The sequence below is a fragment of the Larsenimonas salina genome, from assembly GCF_023736155.1.
Classification (GTDB): Bacteria; Pseudomonadota; Gammaproteobacteria; order Pseudomonadales; family Halomonadaceae; genus Larsenimonas; species Larsenimonas salina.
Genome location: NZ_JAMLJJ010000001.1, coordinates 700,356 through 720,367 on the forward strand (window position 1 = coordinate 700,356; position 20,012 = coordinate 720,367).

A 20,012-nucleotide genomic window follows, 5' to 3' on the forward strand; every position below is an offset into this window, starting at 1 on the left:
CCTAAAAAAGTCTGAAAGCATTAAAGCCAAGCGCTCCTACGTCGTTATTACCGATATGCAATCACGCGACCTTCGCCTGAATTCGCGGTTCAACGACTTACTAATGGGGACATTATGGCTTCCATTTCATCACTTGGAGTGGGTTCGGGACTGGATCTTGGCTCGCTGCTCAATCAGCTTCAGAGCGCTGAGAGTTCTCGGCTGACCCCCATTAAAACCCAGCAAAACAGCTACAACGCCAAGCTAACAGGCTACGGCAAGCTCTCAAGCGCGCTCGAAAGTTTTCAGACTGCCGCCAAGGCACTCGGTGATCCGTCACTTTATAAGAGCAAAAGCGCTGCCAGTGAAAGCACGGCGTTTTCACAAACGCTGAGTGAAAATGCTCAGGAAGGCAGCTACAGCGTCAAGGTTAACCGTCTGGCCACTGCTCAGTCTCTGGCCACCACCGGTCAGAACAGCCGTACCGATACAATCGGCACCGGGGATGCGGGTAAGCTCACCATTAGCGTCGGCGACAAGACCACCGAGGTGGTCCTTGGCAGCGACAATAGCTCACTCGAAGGCATTCGGGATGCAATCAACGGCTCTGACGCTGGCGTAACGGCGTCTATCATCAACGATGGCAGCGGCACGCCACACCGGCTCGTCTTGAGCTCCGAAACCACGGGTGAATCATCAAAGATTACGACGTCATTCGCCTATGACGACTCGAATGACGATACTGCCCTCGCCGACATGCTGAATTACGATAGCGACACCGGCAGTGGCAATCTGGTCGAGACGATTGCGGCTCAAAACGCCGAAGTCGTTATCAACGGCCTGACCATTACCAGTGACACCAATACGGTCGAAGAAGCGATCCAGGGCGTGACGCTGAATTTGACCGAAACCAATGAGACCGCCGAAACCCTGTCCATTTCACAGGATAAGGACACAATTAAAGGCGCGTTCGACAAGCTGGTGTCATCGTACAATGCACTGCAGAAAGTCATCGATACTCAAACCAGTTATGACGCCGAGGGTGGTCGCAACGGCGCGCTTTTCGGGGAGTCATCGGTACGTAACATGCAGGTGCAGATTCGGGGCGCGTTCAACACCAGCACCGAGGGTGATGGGTTCAACTACCTAACTCAAATCGGCGTATCACTGAATTCCGACGGCGAACTCGAAATCGACAGCGACAAGCTCGACAAGGCAATCGCAAATGACAGCGCAGGCGTTGCCGAGCTGATGACAGGCTCTGATGGCGAGTCCGGTGTGGCCGGCATCATGACCACTACCATGGACGGCATTCTGGGTGAAACCGGTTTGATCGCTTCGGTCAAGGACAACATCAATAACCGCCTCGACTCACTTTCCGATCGCTACGACCAGGTCTCAGCAAGCATTGACGCAACCGTTGCCCGCTACCGCAAGCAGTTCAATGATCTGGACGTGATGATGTCGTCGATCAATTCGACCAGCAACTATCTAAGCCAGCAGTTTGCGGCCATGAACGCACAGTCCAGTCAGTAAGGAGGCATCATGTATTCACGCAAGAGAGCCAACGCCTACGCCAACATTGGTCTTGAAACCGGTGTAATGAGCGCATCACCCCACCAGTTGATCGTTATGCTGTTTGACGGCGCACAGGCCGCGCTCAAGAAAGCGCAGTGGGCCGTCGAGCAAAACGACGTACAGACCAAGTGCGCGGCGCTTTCCAAGGCAATTCGCATCATCGAGGAAGGCCTGCGCGCAAGCCTTGATAAGGATCAGGGCGGTGAGATTGCCGACAACCTCGATAACCTTTACGAGTACATGTCGCGCACGCTCACCCGGGCCAATGCGCGCAATGACCTCGAAGCCATTCGCCACGTTGATGCGCTGCTCGCCGATATCAGCAGTGCCTGGAAGGACATCGCAACCGAGCCACAAAGCGCGGTGAGCGCATGAATGCCAACGTCACGCCTCGCGCCTGCTATCAGGCCCTTCATAAGACAACCGAGGCGTTACTGAGTGCGGCTCGTGAAGGGCGCTTTGAGGAACTGACCGAGCGCCAGCAGGCCTATCAACGCGCCTTTGATCGGGTCGCTGCGATCGATACCGCGCTTGGCGAGGCCGACAAGCAGTTCGAGGGCAAGGATGAACTGATCCGAGACGTACTGGCCATGAATAGTGAGCTGACCCGGCTGATCAAAGAGGCCAGAACCTCGCTCGACAAAGACACCGCCGGCCAGCAGCGAACCGACAAGGCACGTCTGGCCTACCTGTCGCAAAGCAGCTGAATTCCTCCCCTTTGCCGACGAGAGTCGGTATGATGACGCCCAACTCGCATGGCTTTCGCGTTTACCTGTTGGGCGTTCTTTTATGCATCTCTTTGCCGCGCAGCCTGGTAGCTTCGGCGACCAGGATGGCATCATCGATCTCGGCCAATCTCCTGCCGATATCGTCATACTCGCCGCCGCCGATAGCCTTCTGGCCGCGCTAGCCGATGCCGTCGACGAGCGAACACAAGCCACCCCCTCCGTTCGGCTCGCCAACTGGCTGAACCTGACCAAGCCTGCATCCCTGGATCTTTATCGAACCAAGGTGCTCGATCATGCGCGTGTGGTGGTGGTCTCGCTTCTAGGTGGTCAGAGCTATTGGCATTACGGCCTCGATCAACTTAGGGACTGGCAATCGGCAAGGCCGGAACGTCATTTGATTCTTGTGCCGGGCGACGATCAGGCCGACCCCGACCTCATGACGCTAAGCAGTACAGAGCATCATGAAACCGAGCGCATGTGGCGCTACTTTCGAGAAGGCGGCGCAACCAACGCCCAGCGCGCGCTCGACTTCCTGGTTCATCGTTTCTTCGATGACACGCAAGCCGTTGCCGCGCCCCAGTGTTTGCCGAAGGCATTGATCTACGCCCCCGAGCGCCTGGAAGGCATTACCGTCGATCACTGGCTTGAACAGGCTGATCCGCAGTGTGACAACGCACTGCTGATCTTTTATCGAAGCCACCTGCAGGCCGTGAACACGGCTCTATTTGATACGCTAATCGCGCTCGCGCTCGAGCACGGCATCAACCTGTTACCACTCGCCGTTACCTCGCTCAAAGACACGCACTGTCTAAGCCTTGCCAACCAGCTGTGCCACACGATCAATGCCCGGCTGATCCTGAACACGACCGGCTTTGCGCTGTCCGGAACCGGCAACGCCTCACTCGCCTCACAGCCTCGAGACGATGCGCCCGCCTTCGAGGCGGATGTGCCGGTCCTACAGGCAATCCTTTCAAGCAGTAGCCGAAACGATTGGCAGGACAACACTCAGGGGCTTAGAAGCCGCGATATCGCCATGCAGGTAGCGCTGCCTGAAATCGATGGCCGTATCACCACTCGAGCGCTTGCGTTCAAACATATAGAGCGCCGAAGCCAGCACGCTCAAATAGACGTGATTCGCTTTGCACTCGATGACGGCCGGGCGCGGTTTGTCATGCGTCTGGCCCAACGCTGGATTCGCCTGGGCCGGCGCACCAATGCCGACAAGCGCGTGGCGCTGGTTCTGGCCAACTACCCCACGCGCGAGGGCCGCATCGGTAACGGTGTTGGACTGGACACCCCCGCCTCGGCCCACGCCCTTCTTAACGCGCTCGAGCGTGCGGGCTATACGCTCGATGACCTGCCAGACGACGGCAATGCGCTGATCGAGCGGCTCAAGGACGGCATAACCAACGACCTTGATACCCTACCCGGCCGCCCATGCTTTCAAAGTGTCTCGCTCGAACGTTATTTGATCTACTTCAATGCGTTACCCGAGCCGCTTCAGCAGGCCGTATCAGCGCGCTGGGGGCTCCCTGAGCGCGACCCCAAATACCGCAGCGGCCGTCTGATGATTGCAGGCCGCCGATTCGGTCACGTATTCGTAGGGCTACAACCTGCCCGCGGCTTCGACATCGACCTTGATGCAAACTACCACGACCCCGACCTGGTCCCGCCCCATGCCTATCTGGCGTTTTATGCCTGGCTGACAGAGATCTGGAACGCCGACGCCGTCGTGCATGTCGGAAAGCACGGCAACCTCGAATGGCTACCGGGCAAGGGACTTGCGCTTTCCGAGCATTGCTGGCCGGAAGCCGCCTTCGCCCCGCTGCCGCACTTCTATCCCTTTATCGTCAACGACCCAGGCGAAGGGGCTCAGGCCAAGCGACGCACTCAGGCGGTCATTATCGATCACCTGATGCCGCCCATGGCCCGCGCTGAACTCTACGGACCAATGATCGAACTCGAGGAATTGGCCGACGAGTACTATCAGGCGCTGGGCATGGACGACACCCGAGCCGAGCACCTCAAGGCCGCGTTACTCGATAAAGCGCGGGAATCGCATTTGATGGAAGAACTCGGCCCAAGCGACAACGACGATGAGTCACTCGTAGCGCTGGATGGCTATCTCTGCGAGCTCAAGGAAGCCCAGATTCGAAACGGGCTGCACTGTCTGGGCCGGCTTCCTGAAGGCGCCGAATTCGAAGAGACACTCGTGGCCTTATTGAGACTGCCCCGTGGGGAACGGGCAGAAGACCGAGGCCTTCTTCACGCCCTGGCCATCGACCTTGGCCTTCCCGAAGCGTTTGACCCGCTCAGTCAGGAAGTGACGCCCTGGCAGGGCCCGTACCCTGATATTCTGGCAGAACTCAGTGACGCACCATGGCGCACCCATCAGGACACGCGCGAACGGCTCGAGCAGCTGGCACGGCGCGTTGTGGGCGCGCTCAGTACCGAAGAACGTTCAAGCTTGAAACGATCGGACTGGCCGGCAACGACTGCGTTGCTCGACTTCATCGACACCCATCTGGGCCCTGCACTGGACGCCAGTGCCCATAACGAGCTGAACGCGCTCGTTCAGGGGTTGAACGGTCGTTTCGTACGCCCAGGCCCCAGTGGCGCCCCAACTCGAGGACGGCTCGACACCCTCCCGACCGGCCGCAATTTCTTCTCGGTCGACAGCCGCGCTATCCCGAGCAAGATGGCATGGACGCTCGGTCAGCGTTCGGCCGACCGGCTGATCGAACGTCATCTACAGGAACATGGCGACTACCCCAGAACACTGGGGCTTTCGGTCTGGGGGACGGCCACCATGCGTACCGGCGGTGATGACATCGCCCAGGCCCTCGCCCTGATGGGGGTCAAACCCCGCTGGGCGGCCGGTTCACAGCGCGTGGTGGGCTTTGAAATCATCCCGGGCTTTATCCTGAATCGCCCTCGGGTCGATGTGACCCTTCGGGTCTCCGGACTATTCCGTGACGCCTTCCCCAATCTTATGCAGCTCATCGACGCCGCGGTACGCAAGCTTGCAGACTTTGAGGAGCCTCTCGAACTCAATACGATTCGGGCCAATGTGCTTGAGCGAACTACCGCCCTTGGCGCCACATTGACTGCCGAGCAGGCACACGAACAGGCGCGCTATCGCGTTTTTGGCACCCGGCCGGGGGCGTATGGTGCAGGCCTTCAAGGGTTGATCGATGAGCGGCTTTGGGACAGTCGGGACGACCTGACCGAGGCCTATCTCAACTGGGGCGGCTACGCCTACGGTGAGCATGATCACGGCACACCGGCGCGCCAGGCGTTTGCTCATCAACTCGGTAACCTCGAGGCCGTCGTACAGAATCAGGACAACCGCGAACACGACCTGCTGGATTCGGATGACTACTACCAGTTCCAGGGCGGCATGACCAACGCTGTCACCACGCTCAGCGGCTATGCGCCCTCGGTGTATCACGGCGATCACAGCCACCCCCATGCCCCGCGGATTCGAACCCTCAAGGAAGAACTCAATCGAGTTCTGCGCTCACGGGCACTCAATCCCAAATGGCAGCAGGCGATGCGACGCCATGGGTACAAGGGCGCGTTCGAGATGGCCGCGACCGTCGACTACCTGTTCGCCTTCGATGCCACTACGGCACTGATCGATGACTATCAGTACGAAAACGTGACCGACAGCCTGATCCTTGACCCAGACAATCGCGCGTTTTTGGAACATAACAATCTGGACGCGTTGAAAGAAATGAGTGAGCGGTTGCTTGAAGCCTGTCAGCGCGGGCTGTGGGCGCAGCCCGGCAATTACCAAGATACCCTCGAGGCGCTGCTGCTCGAGATTGATGCCAAGCAGGAGCACTCCCGATGACATACCCGCCGCCCCGTCAAACATTCAAGGCTGCAAGGAGCCTGATGATTCAGGGGACAACCTCGGACGCCGGCAAGAGCGCAATTGTCACGGCCCTGTGCCGTTTGTACCGGGACCTGGGCATGAGCGTTGCCCCCTTCAAGTCTCAAAACATGGCCCTGAACAGTGCGGTGACGCTTGATCAGGGTGAAATCGGTCGCGCCCAGGCCGTACAGGCATTTGCCGCAGGCATCGAGCCGACTACCGACATGAACCCGGTGCTCTTGAAGCCCAACTCCGACCTTGGCGCCCAGGTCATCGTGCACGGCAGAGCCATCGGTAACATGGACGCGCGAACCTATCACGGTCACAAGCCGGCCCTGCTCGAGGATGTCGTCGACGCGCACAACCGATTGGCCGCCGAATTTGACGCCGTGTTCATCGAAGGGGCCGGCAGCGCTGGCGAAGTCAACCTGCGCGAACATGACATTGCCAATATGGGGCTTGCCGAGGCAATTGACTGCCCGGTGGTCATCGTTGCCGACATTGATCGGGGTGGGGTCTTTGCCCACCTGCTCGGTACGCTCGATGTACTCTCTGCTTCCGAGCAGGCGCGCGTCGTGGGCTTTATCATCAATCGTTTTCGCGGCGATATTCGGCTGTTGGAGCCAGGTCTTGAGTGGCTCGAGCAGCGAACCGGCCGGCCGGTGCTCGCCGTCCTGCCGTACCTTGATAACCTGCACATTGAAGCCGAAGACGGCTTATCCCGCGGTGGCAACAGTGGCGATGAGAAGCGCGCCCTACAGGTGGTCGTGCCACTGCTTCCAAAGATCTCCAACTACACCGATCTGGACCCGCTCAGGCGCCATCCCGATGTGGCCGTCACCTACTGTGATCATCCCGATCAGATCGGCAAAGCCGATTTGATCATACTGCCTGGCAGCAAGAACGTGCGCTCCGACCTTGCATGGCTGAAACAGCGCGGCTTCGACCGGCTGATCGAGCGTCACCTTCGTTATAGGGGCAAGGTATTAGGCATCTGCGGTGGCTATCAGATGCTGGGTCAGTGGATTCACGACCCCGAGGGGGTGGAAGATTCCACTGGCAGCAGTGAGGGGCTCGGCTGGTTCGCGATGGACACCGTATTAACCGGTGACAAGACACTGACTCGCGTCAAGGGCACCCTTAGCCTGGGCGGCGCGGTAGAGGGCTATGAGATTCATGTCGGTCGCAGTACGCATTCAGCAGCGCACACATCGCTGGTGAGCCTTGCCGATCACAAGGAAGATGGGGTGATATCAGACGATGGTCAGCTGGCCGGAAGTTATCTGCACGGCCTGTTCGATCATCCGGAGGCCCTGGCCTCGCTCCTTAGATGGGCAGGACTGGAGGCGCCAGCGAAGTTTGATTATCAAACGGAACGCGATGAACACATCACGCGGTTGAGCCAGGCACTTGATCGTGCCTGGCCCGAGGCAAAACACTACATTACTCCACGAACGTGACTTAGCCGGCTTTCTTTCGAAGAAAGCGCTGATAAACCGTACCTAAAAGCCACTCGGGAGCCAGCCTGAGTGGCGCTCGTTTCGCGGCATTAATCACGCATTCAGGCATCGAGATGAAGCCCATCTTGCGAAATTTATTCTGTAGGATGACGTCCTGCTTGAAGTAGTGCCAGCCTCGACGGCGTGTCAACATGCCGTTACCGACTCGGGCATCGACGAGGATATCTGCCATGTTATCCATGACCCGTCCAGCCACAAGAAGACGCGCCCACAGGTAGTAGTCTTCCATACCCAAAAACGGCTTATAGCCCCCTGCCGCCTCGATGGCCGACTTCCTGAACATGACCGTCATGTGATTGACCGGGCACCGGGCCTTAGCGAACTCACGGACGCTTTTCACGCCAGTGGGCAGCTCGCGAATCGCGTGAGGCTGCGCGGGGTCATCGTTAAACTCCGCAATCGCCCCACCGAGCACGTCCGTTTCCGGATGGCGTTCGAAAAACGCCAGCTGTTTCTCGAATCGATCACGCCGACAGAGGTCGTCGGTGTCCATTCGGGCAACCAGCTCGAACCGGCACTGTGCCAGCCCCTTGTTCAAGGCTTCACCAAGTCCAACGTTTTTTTCAAGAGGCACGGACACGATATTAAGTGTGTCCCGAAAGCGCTCGATGATGGTCTTCAGTTCGTCCCCGATCGGGCCATCTTCAACGATGATGACCTCACTGGCTTTGACCGTTTGTGCCACCAGACTTTCAAGGCACGTCTCTAGAAAAGCCGGTTTCTCCTTGAAATAGATCGACATGAGTACCGAAAAGTCCATCAGGTACGCTCTCCCTGCGATAACGTCTCTTCATAGACGTCTTGATAGTGTTTTGCCATTACACGGGCGCTTAGATGGTCACGCACGATGGACAGGGCCGCCTGAGAGCGACGCTCGACCTCGTTTCTATCCATCGTTAATTCGTTATCTAGCACGTTTTGAAGTGAGCTGGCATTGCCGGTTTCAAAAAGTGCCACTGCCTGCTCGTTAATGTCGTACAACTCGCGATGCGAAGGAATATCCGAAAGTACTGCCGGAAGCCCGCACGCCATCGCCTCGATCACGCCCATGGGAAGCCCTTCCATATGCGACGCAGAAATATAGGCATCTGCGGCGTGCAGCCACTTCATGACGTTCGACTGATAGCCTTTGAATAAAATTCTTTCACCGCCGAATTTTTCTTCAAGTTCACCGAGAAGAGGCCCATCACCAAGGCAAATAAGATAGTTATTCTCGTTTGCACGCGATACTGCCTTCGCGAGTGTTCTTGGGTCTTTGCGCTCATTGAGGTGGGCACTGGTTACATAAACAACAGCATCTTCTGGAAGCTGCAGTTCTTGTCGCAGTCGTTTTTTATCTTCAGCTTGTACTGGAAGGAAAAAATTGTCATCTACACCGTTACGAATAAATGTGAATTTCTTATTCGAAAGATAACCAAGCTGCTGCAAAATACTTTTCGATACAGTGACACACTTATTTTTCCGCGCGAGTATACGCAGATGAGCAAACGCCATTAAACGACCTTTTTTCCCGAAAGAAAATGCATAGTCACCATATGGGTAATTATGAACTGTACTTATGCAAGGATACATCTTTAGGAAAAGTGAATAAAAGTCGCTTCTCAAATCCTGAGTATGGATTAAATCCGGATCAATATCTGCAACATTTTTTTTCAACGAGCTAACGACTCGGCTCATTGAATCATAGCGACTAAAATTTAAACATTTTATATTCTCTACAAAAGGGTCGAAATCTGGTTTTATTGAATGCTCTCCCTCAGGAGACAATGTAATAATTTCAATCTTTAATTTATTACCATCAAGATTGGAAATCAACTGATAAAGCTGATTGATTGGCCCAGATCTTTTCAACGTTGTTACTATAAAAAGTATCTTTTTCATGATGAGGCCGTCTTAAGAAAGTTGAATGCCGAGCTAAAGAGAAACGTAGGTGCCAGCCCCAAGAGAACAAATGCTAATCTGCTTACCCACCTCAGAGCTGGATCTTTAAACAAGCGATCAAAATCAGCGATAAACATGGGAATGATAATAATCAAAAGCATCATGCCAACGCGTTCGCCTTGAGCGCCACCTAATACTGGGAAAACGATCAAGAATGAAATAAATGCGTACAATATATATGCATAATCTCTGATCATATTTTTTAGATTAAACTTCGACATAAAAACTGAAAGAAGGAAAAATAGCGTAAATAGTGCAGCATACGCTGGGCCCAAAGAGATACCCGTACTGTTCGAAGATTTTGCAAGCTCCGAATCTCCAAGAGACGAGTAATAAACCCCGCCAATCATAACTAGGAATGTAAAGACAAATATAACCAATTGAATGGGGTTCAACTTGTCTCTAGACGAGCTCCTTCTGGCCGAGTAAAGATAAAGCAGTGGCAAATAAATTATTGCAGAGTTATGAATAAACAAAGCCAGCATGCCAAGAACATAAATAATATACTTGTTTCTAAAACCATAAAAAGCAAACAAGACCATCATCGAAGACAAAAACTGCCTATATATATTCTCATAACCCATTAGAAGAGGAAAAAAGCAAACCATGAAAGGTATGCAAAAAAAGGGAATATTTCTATCGTTCTTTTTATTCAAAACGGCATAAAATATAAAGGACACCCAAACAATGTCAGTAATGATGAACGTCCACACCTCATCGCCTGTCTGGTCAAACAGCAAAGGCATGCCCAACCAATAAACAAACTCTCTAACGTAATAAATATTATCCAAACTAAAATCTAGATTAGCATGCAACATTGTTGCATATAGATACATGTCATAATCCCACCCTGAAAATCGGACTATGCCCATGTATACAACTATCGCAACAAACATCAGTGCGATAGTTAATATATTTTTAGGCATCAATGTCGACAACAAAGTAAGGAGACAGATACCAAGGTAACCTGTTAATTCAAGCGTCATGGAACGCTCCTCAATGATTTTTTCTGAAGTTGCACAAGACCCGGCAATACGTCTTGAACATGCCGATCCGGTGAGCCACATCTCCAGCAACCTTCACCGCTTTCAGCTGCGAGGAAAGGTGGGAAAGACGCATATGTCGGCTGAAGAACGTGAATCCCGATTCATGGGCGGCTACGATCGACGTTAGAAACTGGCGCTTGCAAAAGCCGGTAATGTGGCGTTCATCGGTAAGATAATGCGAAATAAAAAACTCACTGGCCTTGATATTGAGTGAGCTGCTCATGTTCGTATCGCGATCGACATACATAACAACCGAGGCATCAGCATCGTAGCGCCAATTAATGCCCTTATCGTCTATATCGAGAAAGAAGCCCCAATCCTGGTGCTTGTTGAGCGTTCCATTCATGTATTCCTTACGTGACATCGAAATCGTTGAGGTCCGAAAATCACCGTCATGAATGAACAAGTAATCTCGAGCTGGCACTTTTCCGATGCTATCGACAAACACATGATCACGCCCGGCGCGTTCGATGAACCCACCGAAAATGAACTCAGCGCCCTCTTCGTGATGCATCTTCAACCGTTTTTGAATGTGATTGCGCTCAAAGGCATCATCGGAATCGAGCAGAAAGACGACGTCACCTACTGAGGCTTCAATGCCCATGTTTCTGGAAGCAGCCGCATTTGATTTTTCCGGCTTATGAATAAGCGTTACGTTCGAATAATCGGCAACAATCGTCTCGAGCAGCTCGGCATCGTCAGAACAATCATCCACTAGAATGATTTCAGTACTGACCGTATCAGCGGCGCTGAAAACACTATCGATCGTCTTCTTGATAAATGAAGAGCTTTTATACGTCGGAATAACGACACTGGCATCCATGCTATACACCCACCCAGAACAGATAAACGAAGGTCAATACGATCAGCCCTGGAAGCCAGGTCAAGGTGTACTTGAGTACACTTAGTTTCATCAGCCGACCCAGGAACAGTTTTTGCTGGAGAATGGTCAGGGCGATCTGAACGCCAAGTATCGTGTATGCGAAATACGTCGCACTGAAGAACACGGCAATGACAAGTGACACACCCAAAATGACGGTCGAGATCACATTCCAGGAGAACTCGATGCTTGTTTTACCAACGGATTGCGCGAGAATGCCGGTCGGCAAGCCAAGACAGCGCAAATAGGCAATTAAAAGGAAGATAGAGAAAAATTGCTGTGCATCCGCATAGCGCTCGCCGTAGATAAGCGTGAGGAAAAACTCGGCGAACACGATGCCAACAATCGCAGGTACTCCATAAGCAAACGTGATGCCATGAAGCGTTGCCAAATATGCCTTCGAGAGCGCCTTATCATCTTTCTGACGCTCGGCATAGATCGGCATCACGACCTTCTGAATAACCGGTCGAATGATAATCATCGAGCGCAAGGCCAACTCCTTGCCAACCGTATAAAGTCCCAGCAGATGAGCCGGCATGAAACGGGCCGCCAGAAACACGTCGAACTGCTTTCTGAACTCACCGATCAGCACGCTGCCCAAATGGAACCCGCCAAACGATAAAGGCTCACGTAAAAGCGAAAACATGTCTCGACCAACATAAAAACGGATTGGACTTATCCTGTTGGCAGCATAAAAGCACAGAAGACTCATGATCAAATTGGCACTGATCATCCCAATCAGCTGAGAATAGATATCGAACCCGGAGTAAAGAAGTCCAACGACCAGTGCAAGCCCCGTGCCTTTCGCCAGAATGTCGAAGATGGCCAATTTATCCAGCTTCTTCGATTTGATGAGGATCGCCTGAGCCTGACTGCCAAGGCCAAGTGCAAGAAAATTCAAGCCACCAACCATCATAAGCCCCGCAAAACCCGGCTTACCAATCAAACTTTCTAAAAAGTCAGCAGAGCAAAGCGCCACGAAAAATAGCAGTGACCCCAGGACAAGGTTTAGTGTGAAAAGTATATGACGCTGGTTGTCGCTAATATTTTGTTTGTAGATCAGGAACGAAGAGAAACCAACATCCTGAAAAATGATGCCTATATTTACAACAGCGATAACAACAGAAAGAAGGCCCATGTCGGAAACGGCCACAAAGTGGCCGACGATCCCGAGCTGAACAATTTGAATAATGGAATTGACAATGGTGGCGGCAAACGTCCAAGAAATGTTTCTGGCCAAGGCGTTCGATTTCATAGCGTGGTCTCGTTCCTGAGAATCGATTCCAGCTCATCAATCAACTTGAACTTATCAAACTCGAGATTCACTTTTTCTCGCGCATTGTTGCGGATGTCGAGCATATCCTCCGCAGAATACGACAGGGCCTCTCTTATGGTCTGACTCAAAGACTCAGCATCCGCTTCGCGTGCCAAAAAACCACTGCGCCGGTGTTCGATCAGCTCAGGGATTCCGCTGTGGGTCGAAGAAATCACTGGCAGGCCTAAACACATGGCTTCCATCAAAGCCACTGGGATACCTTCCATATCACCGTCGAATGAGGTTTTGCTTGGCAGCAGGAAGAAATGGGCGTGTTCCATTTCGTCGCGGATCGTTGACTGAGTCTGATTACCCAGAAATACGATTTTGTCTGAGATATCGAGTTCTTCGGAGCGTTTTTTGTATCCCGGTAATTGATCACCGGAACCAATAACACGATATGAAAAATCAATGCCCTGCTTATGCAGTTCGCCTAGAGCTTCTATTGCAGTGTCTATACCCTTTTTAGGAGCAAGACGCGCAACACTCAGAAAACGAACAGGCGCGTCATGTTCAGGCGGCTTATACCCTTCGATCCAGCTAAAGCTATTCGAATCCACCCCCATTCGATGAAGCACAACTTTTTCAGATGGACAGCCCAACTGCTTCAGCTTGTCTGCCCACAGGTGACTAATTGGCAGGAAAAGCTCGCCTTCAGAGAAAAGTGTCTTGTAGCGCGCTTCATAGTCGGCCACTACCTGGTAACGCGAGATGTCGTACCCATGAAAAACAGTGGCAAGCTTGCCTGTAAACAAACCATCATTTCTTAGATTACTGGCTTGAACGCCGACTGGTCCAAAATGCGCAATCACTACATCGAACTTACCAAGAAAAGCATTTTTACCAAGCGCGGCAAAATGATTGATCGACTCTCGATCCAGATTGCTAGGCATAGCCGGTTTCTTAAGGAAACCGACCATCCCAAAAGCAAGCAGTTTGGCGGCCTTGACCCATTTATTTTCGCTGACCGGTAATAAATACACGGTTCTACTTAGAAGGTCGTATTTAGAAATAAGGTCATGCGATATACCGTACTCTTTCTCGAAAGAAAGAATCGTTACATCATGCCCTTTGTCAATTAGCCCAATGATCTGATTCAAAATGAATGTTTCAGAGAGCTTGGGAAAGCCTGTCACAAAAAAAGCAATTTTCATTCCATCACCGAAGATTTACCGCGCACCAAAGCCAGTTAGCATGGTCTTGATTGTTCTTACAACGATCAAAACATCCAGCCAGAACGAAAAGTGCTTAATGTAGTAAAAGTCATACTCCAGCTTCTTGGTCATGCCCTCGATCTCGGCAGCATAACCTTGCTCGACCTGCGCCCAGCCAGAAATACCCGGGCGAACAATATGTCGATAGTGGAAAAACGGAACATCTTTTTCATACCATTCAGCAAGACTCAATGACTCAGGCCGCGGTCCGATCAGACTCATATCGCCTTTCAGGACATTGAAAAGCTGCGGCAGCTCATCGATACGGTATTTACGAATAACCTTACCGATCTTGGTAATACGCGGATCCTCGCCTTCGGAGGTAAACCCCTCGCCAGGATGATTTACGTACATGCTTCGGAATTTATAAACCTTGAAAGGCTTGCATTTAAAACCCATGCGCGTTTGGTTGAAGAAAGCAGGACCCGGGTCATCACGCTTGATCAAGATTGCTGTTACGAGCATGACAGGCAAAACCGGAGGTAAGACCAGAACCACGGCAACAACATCAATCAAGCGCTTGAAAAACTCGTAGTCCTCACGTGGCAAAAGGCTTCCGAACTTGTTTTCATACATGTGATCGAGATGCACCCGACCAGTAACTGACTCATGAATCTGGCGCGCGTTGTACACTGGAATTCGATTAATCGCGCATTCAGCCAGAAATTTTTGCCATTCATCCGGAATTTCGGCTCTTAAGTCCGCAACGATGCCGTCAACACGCATATCTTCGAGATCCGCCTGCTCGAGAAAGCGCCAGTCAATGTCCTTACTGGTGCAAAACTCACCAATTCTGCCAAATGGCACGACAGCAAGCTTGGCGGTTTGATACTTCTTCCCGATATAGCTTCCTACAAAGCTATAAAGAATCGAAAAGAGGCAAGAAACTGCCATCGCGTTCTCAAATATTTTAATACCTAAAAGATAAGCAATTAGATAAGCAATACCGAATGCTGCAAGCGCAACCGGTACAATATAAAAATAGGAAATGGCCCCAGGATAGGACGCAATCTGTCGAACGACACTGACGGTCGCAAGCAGAGCCAAACCATTGAGAATGAACGTGCTGAGAAGACTTACTCGACCGAACTCGCTCTCACCTGGGACAATTAGAAATGGCAAAATGACGCAAAACGCAATACCGAGGAATAAGTGGATATTGCGGCTAAAGATCAGCTTTTCGTACCACAGCGAATGTCTACGATTTTTGTCCAGGCTGTCCTTGAACGATTCCATATCAACATCCCTTTAGTAAAAATCAGGCCGGCTTTCGCCGGCCACTCATGCTTATTTATAAGAATAATTATAATAGCTGTACTGATTACGCATGTTCTTTTCAACCGCGTTGAAGATACAGCCTTTAACCTCAATTCCGTTATGTGACAAGCGGCGCTGGGAAGTCTTAACTTCCTTAATCGAGTTAGTCTCGTACTTAACTACCATCATGGTCGTGCCAGCATGCTTACCAATAACCGCAGCATCCGTGACAGCCAATACGGGCGGCGTATCGATAATAACCAGATCGAAATTCTTGTTTGCCCAGGACGCAAACTCGCTGAATCGGACATTGGCAAGAAGCTCTGAAGGATTGGGCGGCGTTTTACCCTTGGAGATAAAGCTCAGATTTTCATGTTTAGTGCTTTTCACCACAGTTTGCGGATCCTTCGCACCGCTCAGGATATCACTCAATCCGTTTTCCGATTTTACATTGAAGGCGTTGTGGACATGGCCTTTACGCATATCGGCATCAACCAGCAATACTTTTTGGCCAGCCTCAGCGCATACTGCTGCCAGGTTCGACGTCAAGAAGCTTTTACCGATACTTGGGCTTGCACCCGTGATCATCAGAATCGAGTTCGATGCTTCCATCATCGCAAAATGCAAACTTGTCCGCAGCGAACGCACCGCCTCAACTGACATGTCTGTCGAATCGTGGAAAGCCAGCACGTCAGTATCCACGGATGTGCTTTTGCCAACCTTGGATTTTTTGATACTGCGAGTCAGCGACTGTTGTTTTTCAGCCAACGGGATCGTTGCGTAAACGGGTAGCCCTGTTTTCTCCAGTTCATCCGGGTCTTCGATCCCCTTGTTCAAGGCGGCGCGCACAAAGACATAAAGAACGCTCAAGACAAGCCCCATGATCGTAAACAGAAGCACCACTAGCGTAGAGCGCGGAGCCACTGGACCATGTACAACCGCATCGTCGATAATGCGGACATTACCTACAGCGCCTGCTTTGGCGATATTAAGCTCTTGCAGTTTATTGAGCAGTTGAACGTAAATATCTTGGGTTACAGAAACATTGCGCTGCAGCCGCAGAATTTCCTGCTGTGTTTCTGGCAGGTTATCAATCCGCTTCTGGAGGTTCTCTTTTTCCTGATTAAGCTGCTGTTTCTTTTCAAGAAGTGATTGGTACTGCGGATGATTCTTGGTAAAACGCTGTGAAAGATCTGCCTCATCAAATTTCAGCTGGTTAAGCTGAGATTCTACGTTTACCAACTGGTTCAGAGTTGACTGGGTTTCCTGCGTCAGGTCAACAGAATCCTGGCGCACACGATAATCATTGAGCTTATTCTCGGCGCTGGATAGATTTTCTCGAACTTCCGGGATCTGCTTTTTGAGGAAGTCGATACTATTTTGGGCCTCCGCCGATTGGCGACGAATATTTTGCTCGAGATAAACTTCGTTGATGGCCTGAAGACTATCTTTGATTTGAAGTGCGTCTGCTCCGGTAAGCGTCAACTGCAGGATACCTGTGCCTGAACGACCGGTTTCTTCCACACTGAAGCGTTTCTTGAGGTTGCCAATCGCGGAAAGGTCGGAACGCTTGTACATGATGAACTCAGCCCCTTTCGGCGCATTCAAATTCATGACACGTACTTCAACATTACCGTCAGAGGACTGTGAAAGCTGCCCCACCAAGCCGGACAACACACGCTCACCGCCTGCGTAGACGTCATAGCTTTGATCGCCTGTCACCTTGACCGTCAGCGGATAGCCGATCAGCCGGGACGGAAGCACCAAACGCGTGATATTGATACCTTCGCCACCAAATACATATGACCAGTTGCTGGCGAATCCAGGTCGTTTGACATTCTTGCGCAGTATGAGATCACCAATGACCGGAACCTTCTTGGGCTCGACGATGGTCTGCAAGTTTACTCGATCGGCTGCATTTCCAAGCACTTTACGTGACTGCAGGATTTGCATCTCTGCGACCGACTTGGGGCCGGTATTACCAAAAATGTTACCGATCTCCCCTGCCGCATTACTGGCATTCGGACGAGATTCGATTTCAATCAGAGAATTGGCTTGATAAATGGGTGTAGCTACAAACGAGTAGATAACTCCCATCATGGCGAATACGAAAGTAACGCCAATAATTAGCCATTTCCTATCATATAAAAGGCCGAGGATACGACCAATGTCCATATCCTCGTTTTCTTGCGCAGTTTCAAGCTTTTCGTGCGAAGCCATTGTCTATACACCTAGCGATAAAATAGAAAAGCGCTCGCTATCGAAATAACGAACGCTTCCAAACGAACAATTAATCGAAGTCGTTGTTGATACCAGTACCCTGGCGAGTGATGTTGGTGGTCGGCAGCAGCAGGCTGATGACCTTGTTCCAACGAGCCAACGGTGCGGCAGTCACATAGACAATGTCTTTCGGTTGCAGTTCAAACTCGGTACCAAGTACAAACGCCGCTGAGTTGGATACATCCAACTGGTAGACGGTGACGTCTTTATCCTGTTCGGAGGCTTCGGCATTGCGACGAATCACGAAGATACCGGAGGGTTGCGCCTGAAACTCATCAATACCACCAGACTGTGCAATTGCGTCAGTCAAGCTAAGGCTATACCCGCCCATCGGCAAGGCTTGAGGACGGTTTACTTCGCCCATCACGTAAACTTGCTGCCCACCAATATCTGGAATGTGAATCACGTCGCCATCGTGAAGGATTCCGTTAACGCCTGCGCGGCCATTTTGAAGAAGATCATATAGAGAGATTTCGCGCCGCTGCCCGTTGTGCGTGATCACAATGTGATGCCAATCTGCGGCATCAGTTACACCGCCCGCTTGCGTAATAGCATCCATAATGGTCAGCGGAATGTTAGTGATCGGCTGAGGACCAGGATTCTGAACACGCCCTGTGATGTAGGCTTTCTTGGCACGGTAGGAAGCCACATTCACGTTGACCTGAGGATCAGCCACGTAGTCCTGGAGTGCGGAGGTGATAATACCGCGGACCTGATTGACGGTCTTTCCTTCGACGCGAATACGACCTACATACGGATAGTAGATAGAGCCATCTTGCTGAACAACATAACCAGAGTCGCTTGAGCTACGCTCGGATCCAGCCGGAATGGTCAGCTCAGGATGGTCATAAACGATAATATTAAGAATATCGCCACGACCGAGTTCATACTCATATTCATTTAGGCTATTTACATAATCGAGAGAAACAGTCTTATCCTGCGCCTGCTCGCTTACCGCCTTACGCTGCATTTCTTGCTGGTTGATCAAGTCGAATGTAATCGCCTTGACTTCAACGTGATCGTCCATCGAAGGACTCTCAGCGCTATAATCGATGTCTCCGCCTGGGGCCAGAACACACCCCCCCAGAAGAAGCGTTGAACTCAGCAGCACACAACCATAGATTTTTTTCATAATACAGCTCTCTATCCTTTTAAAACCGCCAATTAGCTGATAATTGTCATGTTTTTTGTCCGACTTGCCAGCGTTTTGCACATACGCTCAAGCAGAAGATAAGACATAAGTTTGAGCAAACGATACCAGAAAGCGCTCTCTAGGCATATGCCGTTTTGCGCAAACGCCAGTCAAAAAAAAGCGCCCCGGAGGACGCTTTTGGGGTTATTCAACAAGCCAGGATTCGACCGTATCCGCTCCATACTGCTCTTTCCAGGCTTTAAGCGTTTTCTGGTTTCCACCTCGAGTTTCTACAACTTCTCCGCTGTGCGGGTTTTTATACACCTTGAGCTTTCTCTTCTTGCGCTGATTCGTGGATTCGGTTTTTTCAGCTGATTGTCCCTTGGAGGGCTCCAGCAGCTCGATGACGTCACTTGATGTCTTACCGAACTCTTCCATGAGATTTTCTAATTTAGATTTAAACTCAAGCTCTTCCTTGAGGCGCTGATCCTGCTCGAGCGACTGCAATTCATCTTGCAATTTCTTAAGCAGCTGCTCTTTTTCCATGTATTGATTTAATAGCGACATCGATTCAACCTCAATAATTCAATTTAATTTGGCAACAATATTATGAGATTGATTATCTGTAATCAAGCCAGCTCTTGAAAACTTGCCTAATAGTTTTCTTAGTCTTTTCTTTATGCGCCTTTGAGCAAACCATTTCGAATAATTTGCAATCGGTAAAAAAGCTGGATTGGAAACACCATCGATCAAAAAAAGACGCATACAATTTTGGTCCTCAATGACGCAAACAATGTTTCTATCATTTATATCTGATGGAATAATCCAGTTGGAATACAAAAAAACACATAGCTCGAGCAATGCATCCTGAAACCGATATAACTCCAATAGCTCTGGTTTAGACTCTCGATAGAATTTTAGTGTTTTAGCAGGCGCACCTTTATCCAGAATCAGATCAAATATAAGTCCTTCACCCCGCCCTCCAAGATAAATCGACCCATAATATTTGGGAATGAAGTGCCAGTAAGGCACATTGCGCGCTTCCAAATAGGAGAAATAACGCTTTTCGCGTAAATTCTGCTCACTTCCCCGCTTGGGGTACCTCGGCAATTTCAAGCAGCGGGGCGTACTACATTCGAGCTGATAGACGACTCGGTCATTGCCTTGACCGATCGGCTCCTGATGCGCCAGCGTCTTCAAAATCTGTTGCTTGTCGTTCACGCTACTCTATCCGTGATAAATCCTTGCCGATCACGGTCCAG

Annotated in this window: 16 protein-coding genes; 5 read left to right on the plus strand and 11 right to left on the minus strand. The window is 51.1% G+C overall.

Translation table 11 applies throughout. The annotated features are described in order from the left end of the window. The first annotated feature begins 114 nt into the window (after positions 1–114). The 5 genes from fliD (at position 115) to NAT23_RS03395 (ending at position 7,625) form a co-directional block, all read left to right on the plus strand. The gene (fliD, locus tag NAT23_RS03375; RefSeq protein ID WP_251925575.1) at positions 115–1,515 is read left to right on the plus strand and encodes a flagellar filament capping protein FliD; all 1,401 of its coding nucleotides are present in this window, start codon (positions 115–117) and stop codon (positions 1,513–1,515) included. Between the two features lie 9 nt (positions 1,516–1,524). Further along, positions 1,525–1,932 carry a flagellar export chaperone FliS gene (gene fliS, locus NAT23_RS03380; RefSeq protein ID WP_251925578.1) on the plus strand — a complete coding sequence of 136 codons (408 nt, stop codon included), beginning with the start codon at positions 1,525–1,527 and terminating at the stop codon, positions 1,930–1,932. Continuing rightward, complete coding sequence (locus tag NAT23_RS03385; protein WP_251925581.1) at positions 1,929–2,264, plus strand: flagellar protein FliT; 336 nt, start codon at positions 1,929–1,931, stop codon at positions 2,262–2,264. Before fliS ends, NAT23_RS03385 begins: the two co-directional genes overlap by 4 nt. 82 nt (positions 2,265–2,346) lie before the next feature. Beyond that, positions 2,347–6,141 (plus strand): cobaltochelatase subunit CobN, encoded by a 3,795-nt coding sequence (gene cobN, locus NAT23_RS03390; RefSeq protein ID WP_251925584.1) that lies wholly within the window; start codon positions 2,347–2,349, stop codon positions 6,139–6,141. 44 nt (positions 6,142–6,185) lie between these two features. Further along, a complete protein-coding gene (locus NAT23_RS03395) occupies positions 6,186–7,625 on the plus strand; it encodes a cobyric acid synthase (RefSeq protein WP_251925587.1) in 1,440 nt (479 codons plus the stop codon). Position 7,626: 1 nt separating this feature from the next. On the opposite strand, the gene NAT23_RS03400 is transcribed toward NAT23_RS03395, so the two are convergent. The 11 genes from NAT23_RS03400 to NAT23_RS03450 all read right to left on the minus strand — a co-directional run bounded on the left by NAT23_RS03400 (position 7,627) and on the right by NAT23_RS03450 (position 19,971). Further along, positions 7,627–8,445: a glycosyltransferase gene (locus NAT23_RS03400; protein ID WP_251925590.1), complete on the minus strand. Its 819-nt coding sequence runs from the start codon at positions 8,443–8,445 to the stop codon at positions 7,627–7,629. After that, entirely contained in the window at positions 8,445–9,566 is a 1,122-nt protein-coding gene (locus tag NAT23_RS03405; RefSeq protein ID WP_251925596.1) for a glycosyltransferase family 4 protein, read from the minus strand. The genes NAT23_RS03400 and NAT23_RS03405 overlap by 1 nt, the downstream gene beginning before the upstream one ends. Then, positions 9,563–10,612 (minus strand): EpsG family protein, encoded by a 1,050-nt coding sequence (locus tag NAT23_RS03410; protein ID WP_251925599.1) that lies wholly within the window; start codon positions 10,610–10,612, stop codon positions 9,563–9,565. Before NAT23_RS03410 ends, NAT23_RS03405 begins: the two co-directional genes overlap by 4 nt. 10 nt (positions 10,613–10,622) lie before the next feature. Then, complete coding sequence (locus NAT23_RS03415) at positions 10,623–11,495, minus strand: glycosyltransferase family 2 protein (protein ID WP_251925603.1); 873 nt, start codon at positions 11,493–11,495, stop codon at positions 10,623–10,625. Between the two features lies 1 nt (position 11,496). Then, a complete protein-coding gene (locus NAT23_RS03420; RefSeq protein ID WP_251925607.1) occupies positions 11,497–12,807 on the minus strand; it encodes an oligosaccharide flippase family protein in 1,311 nt (436 codons plus the stop codon). Continuing rightward, positions 12,804–14,021, minus strand: coding sequence for a glycosyltransferase (locus tag NAT23_RS03425; RefSeq protein WP_251925610.1), 1,218 nt, complete (start codon positions 14,019–14,021; stop codon positions 12,804–12,806). The genes NAT23_RS03420 and NAT23_RS03425 overlap by 4 nt, the downstream gene beginning before the upstream one ends. A gap of 15 nt (positions 14,022–14,036) precedes the next feature. After that, entirely contained in the window at positions 14,037–15,317 is a 1,281-nt protein-coding gene (locus tag NAT23_RS03430; RefSeq protein ID WP_251925631.1) for an exopolysaccharide biosynthesis polyprenyl glycosylphosphotransferase, read from the minus strand. Between the two features lie 51 nt (positions 15,318–15,368). Beyond that, positions 15,369–17,558 carry a polysaccharide biosynthesis tyrosine autokinase gene (locus NAT23_RS03435; RefSeq protein WP_251925634.1) on the minus strand — a complete coding sequence of 730 codons (2,190 nt, stop codon included), beginning with the start codon at positions 17,556–17,558 and terminating at the stop codon, positions 15,369–15,371. A gap of 70 nt (positions 17,559–17,628) precedes the next feature. Beyond that, on the minus strand, positions 17,629–18,750 hold the full coding sequence (locus NAT23_RS03440) for a polysaccharide export protein (RefSeq protein WP_251590316.1): 1,122 nt from the start codon (positions 18,748–18,750) through the stop codon (positions 17,629–17,631). A 204-nt stretch (positions 18,751–18,954) separates the two neighbouring features. Beyond that, positions 18,955–19,317, minus strand: a complete 363-nt coding sequence (locus tag NAT23_RS03445; protein ID WP_251925637.1) for a histone-like nucleoid-structuring protein, MvaT/MvaU family — start codon at positions 19,315–19,317, stop codon at positions 18,955–18,957. An 18-nt stretch (positions 19,318–19,335) separates the two neighbouring features. Further along, positions 19,336–19,971 (minus strand): YrbL family protein, encoded by a 636-nt coding sequence (locus tag NAT23_RS03450; protein ID WP_251925640.1) that lies wholly within the window; start codon positions 19,969–19,971, stop codon positions 19,336–19,338. Positions 19,972–20,012: the final 41 nt, after the last annotated feature.

Bases quoted from the DNA above. Each gene is read 5' to 3' on its own strand.
- fliD (WP_251925575.1), top strand. From the start codon at position 115: ATGGCTTCCATTTCATCACTTGGAGTGGGTTCGGGACTGGATCTTGGC.
- NAT23_RS03400 (WP_251925590.1), bottom strand. From the start codon at position 8,445: ATGGACTTTTCGGTACTCATGTCGATCTATTTCAAGGAGAAACCGGCT.
- NAT23_RS03440 (WP_251590316.1), bottom strand. From the start codon at position 18,750: ATGAAAAAAATCTATGGTTGTGTGCTGCTGAGTTCAACGCTTCTTCTG.
- NAT23_RS03415 (WP_251925603.1), bottom strand. From the start codon at position 11,495: ATGGATGCCAGTGTCGTTATTCCGACGTATAAAAGCTCTTCATTTATC.
- NAT23_RS03395 (WP_251925587.1), top strand. From the start codon at position 6,186: ATGATTCAGGGGACAACCTCGGACGCCGGCAAGAGCGCAATTGTCACG.
- NAT23_RS03435 (WP_251925634.1), bottom strand. From the start codon at position 17,558: ATGGCTTCGCACGAAAAGCTTGAAACTGCGCAAGAAAACGAGGATATG.
- NAT23_RS03430 (WP_251925631.1), bottom strand. From the start codon at position 15,317: ATGGAATCGTTCAAGGACAGCCTGGACAAAAATCGTAGACATTCGCTG.
- fliS (WP_251925578.1), top strand. From the start codon at position 1,525: ATGTATTCACGCAAGAGAGCCAACGCCTACGCCAACATTGGTCTTGAA.
- NAT23_RS03420 (WP_251925607.1), bottom strand. From the start codon at position 12,807: ATGAAATCGAACGCCTTGGCCAGAAACATTTCTTGGACGTTTGCCGCC.
- NAT23_RS03410 (WP_251925599.1), bottom strand. From the start codon at position 10,612: ATGACGCTTGAATTAACAGGTTACCTTGGTATCTGTCTCCTTACTTTG.
- NAT23_RS03445 (WP_251925637.1), bottom strand. From the start codon at position 19,317: ATGTCGCTATTAAATCAATACATGGAAAAAGAGCAGCTGCTTAAGAAA.
- NAT23_RS03385 (WP_251925581.1), top strand. From the start codon at position 1,929: ATGAATGCCAACGTCACGCCTCGCGCCTGCTATCAGGCCCTTCATAAG.
- NAT23_RS03405 (WP_251925596.1), bottom strand. From the start codon at position 9,566: ATGAAAAAGATACTTTTTATAGTAACAACGTTGAAAAGATCTGGGCCA.
- NAT23_RS03425 (WP_251925610.1), bottom strand. From the start codon at position 14,021: ATGAAAATTGCTTTTTTTGTGACAGGCTTTCCCAAGCTCTCTGAAACA.
- cobN (WP_251925584.1), top strand. From the start codon at position 2,347: ATGCATCTCTTTGCCGCGCAGCCTGGTAGCTTCGGCGACCAGGATGGC.